The organism is Bacillus sp. FJAT-18017, from assembly GCF_001278805.1.
Classification (GTDB): domain Bacteria; phylum Bacillota; class Bacilli; order Bacillales; family Cytobacillaceae; genus Bacillus_D.
In genome coordinates, this window is record NZ_CP012602.1 from 1,932,926 (window position 1) to 1,945,252 (window position 12,327).

15 protein-coding genes are annotated in these 12,327 nt (G+C 41.2%); 11 read left to right on the top strand and 4 right to left on the bottom strand.

Going from position 1 to position 12,327, the window contains the following annotated elements; all coding sequences use genetic code 11:
• Positions 1 to 118: 118 nt before the first annotated feature.
• The 3 genes from AM500_RS08770 (at position 119) to AM500_RS24925 (ending at position 1,118) form a co-directional block, all read left to right on the top strand.
• Complete coding sequence (locus tag AM500_RS08770) at positions 119 to 373, top strand: YrhC family protein (protein ID WP_053598873.1); 255 nt, start codon at positions 119 to 121, stop codon at positions 371 to 373.
• A 444-nt stretch (positions 374 to 817) separates the two neighbouring features.
• Positions 818 to 958: a YrzI family small protein gene (locus tag AM500_RS24920; protein ID WP_081773163.1), complete on the top strand. Its 141-nt coding sequence runs from the start codon at positions 818 to 820 to the stop codon at positions 956 to 958.
• 19 nt (positions 959 to 977) lie between these two features.
• Complete coding sequence (locus tag AM500_RS24925) at positions 978 to 1,118, top strand: YrzI family small protein (RefSeq protein ID WP_082347178.1); 141 nt, start codon at positions 978 to 980, stop codon at positions 1,116 to 1,118.
• Positions 1,119 to 1,365: 247 nt separating this feature from the next.
• On the opposite strand, the gene AM500_RS25795 is transcribed toward AM500_RS24925, so the two are convergent.
• A complete protein-coding gene (locus AM500_RS25795) occupies positions 1,366 to 1,548 on the bottom strand; it encodes a hypothetical protein (RefSeq protein ID WP_197282674.1) in 183 nt (60 codons plus the stop codon).
• An 85-nt stretch (positions 1,549 to 1,633) separates the two neighbouring features.
• Positions 1,634 to 2,359 carry an RNA polymerase sporulation sigma factor SigK gene (sigK, locus tag AM500_RS08780; protein ID WP_043933955.1) on the bottom strand — a complete coding sequence of 242 codons (726 nt, stop codon included), beginning with the start codon at positions 2,357 to 2,359 and terminating at the stop codon, positions 1,634 to 1,636.
• A gap of 229 nt (positions 2,360 to 2,588) precedes the next feature.
• Between sigK and AM500_RS25800 the strand changes: the two genes are divergently transcribed.
• From AM500_RS25800 to AM500_RS08790, 3 genes are all read left to right on the top strand, one after another.
• The gene (locus AM500_RS25800) at positions 2,589 to 2,738 is read left to right on the top strand and encodes a hypothetical protein (protein WP_197282675.1); all 150 of its coding nucleotides are present in this window, start codon (positions 2,589 to 2,591) and stop codon (positions 2,736 to 2,738) included.
• A gap of 313 nt (positions 2,739 to 3,051) precedes the next feature.
• Positions 3,052 to 4,407: an RNA-guided endonuclease TnpB family protein gene (locus AM500_RS08785; protein WP_053601667.1), complete on the top strand. Its 1,356-nt coding sequence runs from the start codon at positions 3,052 to 3,054 to the stop codon at positions 4,405 to 4,407.
• Between the two features lie 779 nt (positions 4,408 to 5,186).
• Positions 5,187 to 6,980 carry a M3 family oligoendopeptidase gene (locus AM500_RS08790; protein ID WP_053598875.1) on the top strand — a complete coding sequence of 598 codons (1,794 nt, stop codon included), beginning with the start codon at positions 5,187 to 5,189 and terminating at the stop codon, positions 6,978 to 6,980.
• Between the two features lie 74 nt (positions 6,981 to 7,054).
• Here the strand turns inward: AM500_RS08790 and pssA are convergent, their stop codons facing one another.
• Entirely contained in the window at positions 7,055 to 7,594 is a 540-nt protein-coding gene (gene pssA, locus AM500_RS08795) for a CDP-diacylglycerol--serine O-phosphatidyltransferase (protein WP_053598876.1), read from the bottom strand.
• A gap of 390 nt (positions 7,595 to 7,984) precedes the next feature.
• Here pssA and AM500_RS08800 point away from each other — a divergent pair, with 390 nt between their 5' ends.
• Positions 7,985 to 8,767, top strand: coding sequence for a phosphatidylserine decarboxylase (locus AM500_RS08800; protein WP_053598877.1), 783 nt, complete (start codon positions 7,985 to 7,987; stop codon positions 8,765 to 8,767).
• Between the two features lie 133 nt (positions 8,768 to 8,900).
• On the opposite strand, the gene AM500_RS24930 is transcribed toward AM500_RS08800, so the two are convergent.
• A complete protein-coding gene (locus tag AM500_RS24930; protein WP_081773079.1) occupies positions 8,901 to 9,041 on the bottom strand; it encodes a sporulation histidine kinase inhibitor Sda in 141 nt (46 codons plus the stop codon).
• A gap of 419 nt (positions 9,042 to 9,460) precedes the next feature.
• Between AM500_RS24930 and AM500_RS08805 the strand changes: the two genes are divergently transcribed.
• The 4 genes from AM500_RS08805 to yhbY all read left to right on the top strand — a co-directional run bounded on the left by AM500_RS08805 (position 9,461) and on the right by yhbY (position 12,304).
• Positions 9,461 to 9,991, top strand: a complete 531-nt coding sequence (locus AM500_RS08805) for a YqeG family HAD IIIA-type phosphatase (RefSeq protein WP_269320319.1) — start codon at positions 9,461 to 9,463, stop codon at positions 9,989 to 9,991.
• Positions 9,988 to 11,094, top strand: coding sequence for a ribosome biogenesis GTPase YqeH (yqeH, locus tag AM500_RS08810; protein WP_053598878.1), 1,107 nt, complete (start codon positions 9,988 to 9,990; stop codon positions 11,092 to 11,094). Before AM500_RS08805 ends, yqeH begins: the two co-directional genes overlap by 4 nt.
• An 82-nt stretch (positions 11,095 to 11,176) precedes the next feature.
• On the top strand, positions 11,177 to 12,013 hold the full coding sequence (aroE, locus tag AM500_RS08815; protein ID WP_053598879.1) for a shikimate dehydrogenase: 837 nt from the start codon (positions 11,177 to 11,179) through the stop codon (positions 12,011 to 12,013).
• A complete protein-coding gene (gene yhbY / locus AM500_RS08820; protein ID WP_053598880.1) occupies positions 12,014 to 12,304 on the top strand; it encodes a ribosome assembly RNA-binding protein YhbY in 291 nt (96 codons plus the stop codon).
• Positions 12,305 to 12,327 lie beyond the last annotated feature (23 nt).

The window sequence follows — 12,327 nt, forward strand, 5'->3', positions numbered from 1 at the left end:
GATTGGAAAAAGAAAGCAAACAGTTAACAATGTTCCCATAATGTTAATAATTACATTGCTCCCTGCCTATAAAAATATGCTAAATTAATTTAGTAGTATTCTAGAAAAGTAGGTGAGCATGATGAATCAGGCAAAAGAACTTTATGAAAAAATGTGTGATGCCAGGTGGCTTGGAATTGTGCTCTTAGCTGTTGGCTCGTTCTTTTATCTAGGCACAATTCTTCCTACAGGTCCGGTAAGTGATATCGACCTGACTGGTATGTCGGTAGCTTCCCTGGTTTTCCTGGCAGGTTCAATTTTGTTCTTCCTGAAATCTAAGGAATACAGGAAAAAGTTGATGGAGCACGAAGACGGAGAAGAATATTTCTTATAAAAATCCAACGTCCATTTTGGGCGTTTTTTTCTTGTCTTATAAAAGAAAAATCAGGATACTAGTCCATAAAAAGGGAAAAGATGAATTTTTTACAAAATAAATGTTTACAAATATTGTTCAGGTGGATATAATTACCGTAGTAAGTTAAAAATTCCTGGAAGGAGGCATTCGCATGTTTAAGAAAATTGCTTGGGTAAAATTCGATTACAAACTTCATACATGTTCTGCCTTCGGGGAATGGATTGCTTAAATTTATTGTAAGCTAATATCGCCATGTCCATGCCGCGGGAGAACTGTGCCTGCGGCATTTCTATGTCTAAAACCAAAAGCCGGAAAGGAACCGTGTTAAAGCGGGGTCTGCTCTGGCCATGGTATGCCGCAGGGGCTTCCTGCGGTATTTTTTATGCCCAAAAATCGGATATGGATAACAAGGAGGTGAAAGGAATGACACTGAATATTTTCTTTATCACTGTGACGATTAAACGCCGCAAAATGAACCCGGAAGAAATTATGAGACGGGAATACATTGAGAAAATTACCGAGGAAAACAAAGATCGCCAATTTTCCATGTACCGCCCGTTTTAATTAAGAGGTGGTGATAAGAATGACTCTTCACATTTTCTTTTTTACAATTACAATCAAGCTGAGGGAATATAGCCCCGAAGAATTGATTTCATTAGTGCAAACCAGACAGATTACCGAAAAGGATAATAAAATCAGGTTCAATTATTACAGACCGTTTTGATGGTGCCAAAAATGAGAGGAAAGGTGGAGTTGAAGATGTTGTTATTGATGCAGAATAGAAGAGGTTGCTTTTGGATTATGAAAGATACGACGTAACCCTTTTGAAAGGAGTGCCCGTGATGCCATTACATTGTTTTTTGCTGACGTTTTTTTTGAAACGGAAACAACAGATGAATCGATACCGACTTAATCGGGAATAAGTTCATTGAATGGTTGACACCGTTTGTACTATAATTAAATTTAGAATGTTATACTTGGCGGAGCAAGGGGTGCTGAATATGATTTTGTTGATGGTAGGAGCCTTGATAATTACAGGTGTAATTGGCTGTGTGATTGCAGCTGAAGTCAGTGTGGAAGATTAACTGAGAAAGCATCTGCCCTTTGGGGTTGATGCTTTTTTGTTGTCCCAAAAATATTTTTTGGAAATTCATGTCCATCACCTCCTTGGCGAGAAGCCTTTGACGAATAGAATAATCTCGAATGTTTTTTAAAAAAAATGAAGAGCAGCTGAATTTATCAGCTGCTCTTTCCCTTTTTCCTTTTATCTTTTTCTGCGCGGTAAAACTCATGGAACATTTTCATTAGAGCTCTCTTTTCTATTCTTGAAACATAACTTCTTGAAATTCCGAGTTCCTTGGCAATTTCACGCTGCGTTTTTTCCTTTTGGAGATCGAGCCCGAATCTTCCAACTATGACTTCTTTTTCGCGGGCATCAAGCACTCCGATAAACTGTTTAATTTTTTCTAATTCCATATTTAGCTGTATAGTATCAATTACATCCTCTGATTCGGACTTTAGTACATCAATAAGTGAAATTTCATTACCCTCCTTATCCTGACCAATAGGGTCATGTAGCGAAACATCTTTTTTTGTCTTTTTAAGCGCTCTCAAATGCATAAGAATTTCATTTTCTATGCATCTTGCAGCATAGGTTGCGAGTTTTGTACCCTTACCATCCGAATAGCTTTCAATTGCCTTAATAAGTCCAATGGTACCAATGCTGATTAAGTCTTCGGGATCCTCTCCGGTATTCTCGAATTTTTTCACTATATGGGCTACCAACCGGAGATTGTGCTCAATAAGGAGATTACGGGCATTCGCATCCCCTGCAGCCATTAGCTTGAGGTACTTTTTCTCATCAGCAGAGGACAAGGGCTGAGGAAAGGCATTGTTTTTCACATACGAAACGAGAAAGATAATTTCTTTTACCATGTATCCAAGTGCAGTCAAAATACTGGACATACATTCCCCCCGCTTTCTGTTCAGCATTCTGTATAACTAATCTCTATGTCAAAATAAGAAGGTTCGTGTCTGTCCCAACTAAATTTCCGTAATTTGCTAAAAAGTGCCGATTATATAATGGACCGAATGGCAACTTATGTTGCCTCTAAGATTTGCAGAATTATTTTTTTTCGCCCATGCACCTTTGGGATAGGTACATACCCTATAGTAAGAGGAAAGGGGTGAAAATATGTATTACGGTTATCCTTATCCTAGCCCGTACACCTATCCCTATGGAGCCGGCGGCGGCTATGGCTTTTGGTATGCATTGCTGATAATCCTTTTTATTATCATCCTGTTATTCGGCGGTTGGTGGTATTTCAACTGCTATTATAAGTGAACCCAATGGGCCATCCTGATTGGAGGCCCTTTTTGTGTGTTGAGGTACATAATTCGATTTGCAGCACCTCGTCCTTTTCCGCGTTTAGTTTTATCGTTTTCGGCAAGAAGACTCCATCTGATTTGTTTACAGGTGAAGCCCAACATAGCCCAACAATTCAGGTGGTGATGAATTGCCGTCAGCCAAGGCTGAAGCTAATTTCCACAAATTTTTATGTCAATATACGAACAAACATTCGATTTTTGCCCAGCCTAATGCTATAATTATAGATAAGAAAGACCTTCCTATATCGGCAGGAAAGGTGGTGAACAAAATGGCTAAAAAGAAACCAGTTAAGGTATTGCGTAAACGAAAGAAAACCGAAACCATTCAACGGTTCACTCAAAAACAGAATATTGGACGAGCCAGTCTTACTGCCAAGGAATTCCGTCTGCTTCAACGCATGTCACATAGTTCCAAAGCGTTGCGTAATGTTGGCTTGTATACGATGAAACAAAGTTATTTGACGAACAATCGAATTGCCACCGTTAAGGAGGTAGACGCTGCCATGCAGGCTGATGTGAACTATTGGGGTGTTCAATCGAACTCCGTTCAGGCTATTCGAAGGACATTATATGCAGAAGTAAAAAGCTTTTTCGAGGCGTTGAAAAAGTGGAAGGAAAACCCTGAGACATTCACGGGCCGACCTAAATTCCCGAAATACTCCCGTTCAACCGAAAAGCGTGTGATTGAAATCTATCAAGTCCCTAAAGTTGATAAGGATGGATATTGGACAATTCCGATGAACATTGAATTTAGAAAACGTTTCGGCTCGATCAAGATCCGTATGCCAAAAAACTTGTTAAACAAGAAAATCTCCTACATTGAAATTGTGCCAAAGCAAAAAGGTCGGTTCTTTGAGGTGCATTACACGTATGAAGTGCAAATCGCTCAAATGAAGAAACAACCAACGGCCACGGTTCGTGCTTTGAGCTGCGATTTAGGTGTAGACCGATTGGTAAGTTGTGCAACGAATCATGGCGAGACATTTCTGATTGATGGCAAGGAGCTAAAGTCCATCAACCAATACTTCAATAAGAAGATAAGCAACCTGCAACAAAAAAATAGTGAAAATGGGATTTCAAAACGGGTTGTGACAAACCAAATTGCGGGACTTTGGAACAAACGTGAACATCAAATCAACGGATACTTCTCACAAACCGTCGGCCTGTTATTCAAAAAGGTGAAAGAATTAAATATCGATACGATTGTTGTCGGGTACAATGCCGGCTGGAAGCAAGAATGTGATATGGGAAAAAAGAATAATCAGCAGTTTGTACAAATTCCATTCAATAAGCTGATTTCTGCGATCGAAAATAAGTGCATGAAAGAGGGCATCCGTTTCAAGAAGCAGGAAGAGAGCTATACGTCCAAAGCCAGTTTCCTGGATAAAGATCTGATTCCTTTTTGGTCAGAAAGTGATAAATTCCTCTACACATTCAGTGGCAAACGTATCACTCGTGGACTGTATCGTTCCAAAACTGGTCCGTGTATGCATGCGGACATTAATGGTGCGTTGAATACGTTGAAAAAATCGGAAGTTGTAGAATTTCACGAAACGATTAACGTTAAAACTCCAACTGTCTTAAAAGTGCAAAAACGTAAAGCTGTTGCCTCGTGCATAGCGTAGTGGGTGTGTCAACCATCCAAGAGTACTCGGTACCTTTTGTGCCGGGGCTTGTAGTACATAGTTCGCAAGGCTATGACTTCGCCGACTACATTCGGGGAACCTTAACTCATAGTAGGAAGGGTGCAAGTGGGAAAACGATCGTCCGTTGCCAGTACCGACCTAAAAATTACTTGGGGTGTCACCTTGAAGTGACATGAATTCTAGAGCGTCAATCTGTCTAGTGTTAGACGAAAAGACCTAGAGTTCTAACTCAAGCCCCCACTGAAACGCTCTATCTCAGTGGGGGTAGTTGACCCTCGCTTCCTTATACTCAGAGCCAGGAGAGCCCCTGCTTATTATTGAACCCTATTTCCAGTTAAGGGGTTTTTTCTGTTAAGGATACTTTAGATTTCGCGACAGTGGAAAACTTTTTTATCTAGCTTGTATACGTCTAGCTCCAGCGCCTATCGCCTATCAAACTTCAGGTCTCCTCCCTCCGATAAGTCATCATCGAATCGCTTGCGCTCTTCGTGATTCCTTTATCCCACTCTTAAGGCTCAGTAAGCCTCCTCCCTCGGCAACTGATCCTAAAGGTCCGATTCGTTCAACTAACCATCAGCAAAAATCGCTGATGGAAGTTTCACTTTATCTCAGTCGAAGCCCCTCCATTTTGTACGGCGATGATCAAGGCGCTTACGCTTTTGTGAATGATTTATGGAAATCTTCAAAATACTTGCCTATAATAAGATGGTATAGAGTTTGTCAGGCTTAGCCTGGATTACAGATTAGGGGGAAACATTTTGAGTGTAAATACATATTCTGATGTTTGGGATTTGGATGTATTTTTCCCAGGCGGGAGCGCTTCGAAGGAATTTGAAGCTCATTTAACCGATACGGAAGGAACCATCAACCAATTTTATAGCAAGGTGAAAAGCTGGCAGCCCTCAATAGTAGAAAAAGATGCCGATTTACTTGCAGTACTAATTTCCTTATTTGAGGAAGCTTCGAAGAAAATAAGGCAGGCTGGGGCTTTTATTAGCTGTTTAAAGGCTCAAAATACTGAGGATAAGAAGGCTTATGAACTTCAGTCAAAGGTAACGGGGTTAAGTGCGTCTTTCCAAACAGCTCTTGGTGCGTTGGATGGAAGTTTAACCGGAATTGCAGAAGAAGCATGGCAGAAATTAATGGAAGACGACAGGCTAAATGAACTAGCTTTCGTTTTAACAGAGAGACGGACACGCGCAGCAGAAAAACTGTCAAAGGAAGAAGAAGCAGTCGTTAATGCGCTTGGAGTCGATGGCTATCATGCCTGGGGACAGATGTATGACATGGTCGTTGGAAAAATGAAGATTCCTTTTACTCAGAACGGGGAAGAAAAACTGTTGTCAGTGGGACAGGCAGCCAATCAGTTTTCCAATCCTGACCGGGAAGTTCGCAAGGCTGTGTTTAAGGAATGGGAAACAGCATGGTCTGCAAATGCTGATTATTTTGCAAAAATCCTAAACCATCTAGCTGGTTTCAGGCTCAGTGTTTATAAATTGCGAGGCTGGGATGATTTCCTGAAGGAACCACTTGATATTAATAGAATGAGTAAGGAAACACTCGATGCCATGTGGGGAGCAATTTCGGAAGCGAAACAGCCGCTAAAGAAATATCTTGAACGCCGAGCTGAATTAATGGGTGTGGAAAAGCTAAGCTGGTTCGATCTTGATGCCCCATATGGAAATACGGAAACTAAAGTTTCATACCAGGAAGGAGCGGAATTCATCCTTGAACAGTTTGCAAAGTTTGGGGAAGAAATGACGTCCTTTAGCAGACATGCCTTTGAAAATAATTGGATTGAAGCTGAAGACCGCCCGGGTAAAGCTCCAGGAGGCTTCCATACATATTTTCCTGAAGCCATGCAATCCCGAATTTTTATGACCTATTCAGGAACACCGTCAAACATTTCAACACTCGCCCATGAATTGGGTCATGGCTTCCATACGTATGCAATGCGCAATTTACATCTATTGAACAGAAATTATGCGATGAATGTGGCAGAGACAGCGTCTACTTTTGCGGAAATGATCGTCTCTGATGCTGCGGTAAAAAATGCTTCGTCAAAGGATGAAAAACTTGCCCTGCTTGACGATAAGATTCAACGGTCTGTAGCTTTGCTTATGAATATTCATGCCCGATATCTTTTTGAAACCAGCTTTTATGAAGAAAGAAAGGCTGGCTTCGTAAGTGCGGCACGCCTTAACGGGCTGATGGAAAAAGCGCAGGAAGAGGCTTATCTTGGCGCCCTGGATTCCTATCATCCTTCTTTCTGGGCTTCCAAGCTTCATTTCTTTATTACCGGTGTGCCATTCTACAACTTCCCTTACACGTTTGGATTCTTGTTCTCCCTCGGCATTTATGCCCAGGCCTTGGAGGAAGGCAGCGGTTTTGAAGAAAAATACGTTGCGCTCTTAAAAGACACTGCTTCGATGACAGTTGAGGAATTGGCAATGAAGCATTTGGGAGCCGATTTGACAAAAGCTGATTTCTGGAAGGACGCCCTGCAGTTATGCACTGATGATATAAATGAATTTCTTGAGCTAACAAAATAATAAAAAGGCAATAACCCCGGTAATCTGCCGGGGTTATATTTTTACTATTCCCTATTCAGTTCATTCTCTTAACCTTAAACCTTCCGAAGTCTAAAAGTAGACACCATGAGAAAAGCTAAAATCATAATTGTGAACAGAAAAATTTGCGGGGCAAGATAAGGCGTGGCCAAATAGCTTAACGTCACAAGGCAGCCAGCCGCAGTAATTGGAAGGCCGGTAAAATACCCATTACTTTCAGTTATATTGAACCGCGCCAGCCTGAATGCGCCGCAGGCAATAAAAAACACAGCGAAAAACGTTCCAGGTGCGCCAAGTTCAAATAAAATCCCTTGATATAATAATAGTGCAGGAGCAACACCAAATGATATAATATCACTCATGGAATCTAATTGTTTTCCAAGTTCCGATTCTATGTTGAATTTCCTCGCGACCATTCCATCGAACCGGTCGGCGAGGGCTGCGATGAAAATAAGCAGCAAGCTAAGCCTTAAGTTTCCATGTAAAGTGGAGATAATGGCAAAACCGCCAAGTGATAAGTTGATTAAGGTTAGTACGTTTGCAGTCTGAGCCTTTAACTTTTTAAAGGTAGGAACAATAACATCAAATAAAAACATTTCCTCACTCCTTTTACTTTCCGGAATGCAGCATCCCGGTTATGAAAGAAACAAAGGCAGAGGCCGCAGGTCCCCGTTTTTTGTTCACTGTCTAGCTATAGCGTCTAGCGCCTAGTGTACTTCGGTCCCCTCGTTACGATAAGTCAACATCGATTCGCTTTCGCTCATCGTGTTTCCTTTATCTCCTTCGAGGCCCTCCACAAGGAAGGCTTCGGCAGCATCAGCATCGCACGAAGAAAAAGTGATAGCTTTTTCGAGGAGTCCATACGGCGCTGGTCAAGCCGCTTGCGCTTTCTTGATTTATAACAGTTCATATCCTATATTATTTAATTTTAAGTATTTTATGACGATTCGTAAATAGTATATTTACACTTTTTGGAGGTTACTACATTGTTTCAGCCTATCTACCGGTTATTGATTGAATTGACAAACGGAAAATGGTCATCAGATGTATTGAAAAAGTTTGCTCGATCCCGAGTAAGCAGGCGCGCGGTTGCCCGCTTTGCAAAAGCGTATCGCCTTAATACTGAGGAGATGGAGGTACAGCTTAAGGACTTCCCGACTTTGCACGATCTTTTCGTGCGAAAGCTAAAGCCTGGTTCCCGAATAGTAGACCAGGCAAAGGATACTGTAACCAGCCCTGTGGATGCAGTAATTGAAGACATTGGGGTAATCAGCGAATCAAGTGAAATGGAAGTAAAGGGAAAAATATATTCTGTCGAAGAGATGCTGGGAGATCGGCAAGCGGTTGAAAAGTATTTGAATGGCGTGTATATGATATTTTATTTAAGCCCAAGCCATTACCATCGAATTCATAGTCCGGTAAATGGAAAAGTCCAGAAGCAGTGGGTTCTTGGCACAAAATCATATCCAGTCAATAAATGGGGATTAAAATACGGGGTCGATACGTTATCGAAAAATTACCGAATGATTACCGAAGTTGAAACGGAAGAAGGGATGGTAGCAATAGTAAAGGTTGGAGCCATGTTCGTTAATTCTATTGAAACTACCCATTCTGGCTCAGAGCTTCAAAAAGGTGAAGAAATAGCTTATTTTAGCTTTGGTTCCACAATTGTACTCCTTTTTGAAAAAGATAGGTTTATTCCCGACGAATCCCTTCATGTCCCCCATGATATCCGCATGGGTGAAAGGGTTGGCGTATTGAAAAGCTGAACTTAATCTATGAAAAAAATAACGATGGAATCTTTAAAAGAATGAAGGCGGCCCATGGACTGGAGCCGCCTTTTACTTGTCCGTTAGTGTCCTCGCAATAACAGCAAATAAAAAAAGCCCCTTAGGGCCTGTATCAAGAGGATACTCTGATTCGATTAGATAATGAACGGCGATGGATTTCTTTCTCGATTAGGCGAATAAAATCGGGGCTTAAGTTAAGTTCCATAGCTTTGTAATAAGATTCGATCAAAAGGTCATCAGATAATTTCCGCATACTGGCACTCCCCTCTCATTTTATAAGCATGATTTATATGACATGAACATATATTGTAGGTTCAGGATGTTGTACCACTAATCTATCAAAAAAGTCATTTAAGAACAATCGTTCCTATTATCCACATACACCCGTGGATAACCTGTGATTAAATTGTTTATAAATGGGAAAAAAGTGATAGTAACAAGCGGTAAAATGTTGATAATTTTATACACAAGTTTCAAAAGGAAGAAATTTGTCGAAAAGTTTTTATTAAATTCATGATTTTTTCTCGAATTTCTGCAATTTTTCAGTTGTTTTTTCGGATACTGTCACTTTAAGACATTTATAATTCAAGGTATAATAAATATCTTTGAAACCTGAGGTAAAATTCGTTATGATGAAAACATTGCCAATCAAGATGATTAGATGTAAAGAGGGTGTTTACCATGTTAAAGCATTTTCTTCCTGATGAACATGTGAAGAATATATTTTTAATAACTCCTGAACAGCTTAAAGAAAAGGGGATAAAAGGAATCATTACTGATCTCGATAACACGCTTGTTGAGTGGGATCGTCCGTATGCCACCCCAAAACTTATAGAGTGGTTCGATGAAATGAGAAAAAATGATATATTGGTGACCATTGTTTCCAATAATAATGAACAAAGGGTTAGAGCATTTTCCGATCCGCTAGGAATTCCATTCATTTTTCAAGCGCGAAAGCCAATGACTCGTGCGTTTAAAAAAGCAATCAATCGAATGGGCCTCAAGCGTGAAGAGACAGTGGTAATTGGTGACCAGCTATTGACTGATGTCTTTGGCGGCAACCGCGGTGGCTTCCATACAATCCTGGTTGTCCCGGTCGCTTCTACCGATGGATTGATAACAAGATTTAACCGTAAAGTTGAAAGGCGGATTTTGAGCTTCTTCCGAAAAAGGGGAATGCTCAATTGGGAGGACTCGAAGTGAGTAACGAACATGATATTTGTATGGGCTGCGGCATTGCCATTCAGACAGATGAGCCAGGTGAACTTGGCTATGCACCGCAATCTTCGCTTAATAAAGAACAAATAATTTGCCAGCGCTGTTTCCGGCTGAAACATTATAATGAGGTCCAGGATGTAAGCCTGACAGATGATGATTTTTTGAAAATCTTGAACCGTATTGGTGAGACTGATTCTTTGATAGTCAAAATCGTTGATATATTTGACTTCAATGGCAGCTGGATTCCCGGTATGCACCGGTTCGCGGGTAAGAATAAAATCATCCTGATTGGGAATAAGGCTGACCTTCTGCCAAAGTCCGTCAAACACACGAAATTGATTAATTGGATGAAAAAGCAGTCAAAGGAGCTTGGCCTGCATGCTGAGGATGTTTTCCTTATTTCTGCGGCAAAGGGACAATCCATCCGTGAGGCTGCGGCGGCCATTGATTCATACAGACAGGGAAAAGATGTGTTTGTAGTAGGCTGTACTAACGTTGGCAAATCCACATTTATTAACAGGATTATTAAAGAGGTGGCTGGAGGGCAGGACGTGATTACAACTTCCCATTTCCCCGGCACGACCCTTGATATAATAAAAATTCCGCTTGATGATGACAAGTCGCTCATTGACACTCCAGGAATCATTAATCATCATCAAATGGCACATTATGTTGGCAAAAAAGGATTAAAAGCAATCACGCCTAAAAAGGAAATCAAACCGCGGGTCTTCCAGCTAAATGAGGGACAAACTCTTTTCTTCGGAGGTTTAGGGAGACTTGATTATGTAAGTGGCGGGAGAAGAGGCCTCGCCTGCCATTTCTCTAATGATATTGATATCCACCGTACCAAAACTGAAAATGCAGATGAGTTATATGAGAAACATCTCGGTGGAATGCTGACACCGCCTGACTCAGATGAAATACATCTGCTTCCTGAACTTGGTAAACAGGAGTATATTATTAAAGAGGCCAAGACTGATATCGTCTTTTCCGGGCTTGGCTGGGTGACTATTAATGACCCGGGAGCAAAAATCGTCGCGTATGTTCCGAAGGGTGTACAGACGCTTTTGAGAAAATCACTGTTTTAATTCGGTTGTTTTCTTGACAGCAAGCTAACATCCCTATTGATCGCAAATAGCTTGAGATGTATGTAAGTATATTGGGGGAGTTATTTTGAAGCTTTACGGTCTCATTGGAAATCCAATAGCACAATCCAAATCACCGCTGATGCAAAATGATCTATTCCATTCCAATCATATTGATGCTTATTACCAGCCATTTCTTGTCGAGAAGGGGAAACTTCATCAAGCGGTGGAAGGCATTAGAGCCCTTGGCATTTCGGGGTTCAATGTTACTGTGCCGTTTAAATCTGACATCATTCCGTTATTGGATGCCGTAGACCCTTTAGCAGGAGAAATTGGCGCAGTCAATACTGTAATCAATGAAGATGGCAGGCTGAAAGGATATAATACTGACGGACCTGGATTTTTGAGAAGCCTTGAAGAAGCAGGGGTTTCTACCGAGGGAGCAGACATTCTCGTGATTGGCGCGGGTGGAGGAGCAAGGGCCATTAGTTTTGCCATTGGGAAAACCAACCCAAAGCGAATCGATATATGTAATCGGAGCATGGACAATGCTAAGGTATTGGCTGGAGAAATCGCGGCAAAAATCCCTTCATCTGCATTAAGTCTCAAAGAAGCCGAGCGGGCCATTAATGATTACGGCGTTGTCATTCAGACGACGCCTTCAGGCATGTTTCCTAAACCTGAGGAAATGCCATTGGATTTATTGAATCTTGATTCCCAAAAGGTTGTGGCGGATATCATTTACAATCCATCTGAAACCAAATTCCTTGAAATGGCAAGGAAAAAAGGGGCGACGACAATCAATGGGATTGGAATGTTCATCCATCAAGGCGCACTTGCATTTGAATTATGGACCGGCATTAGGCCGGATACTGAAAGAATGAAACGGCTGGTTATGGATCAGCTGGGAGGTGGAAACTAAATGTTAACAGGTAAACAAAAACGATTCCTGCGGTCAAAAGCTCATCATCTTAACCCAATCTTTCAGGTGGGTAAAGGCGGTGTCAATGAAAACATGGTTGCTCAAATAGCCGACGCATTGGAAGCAAGGGAACTACTTAAGGTAAGCATCCTGCAGAATTGTGATGAAGATAAGGATGTAGTTGCTGAAAAACTTGTAAACGGAACTAGAGCAGAGCTTGTACAGGTAATCGGCCATACCATCGTACTTTATAAAGAATCAGTGGAAAATAAGCAAATACAACTTCCATAACGTGCATAATAAGGAGGAGGGCC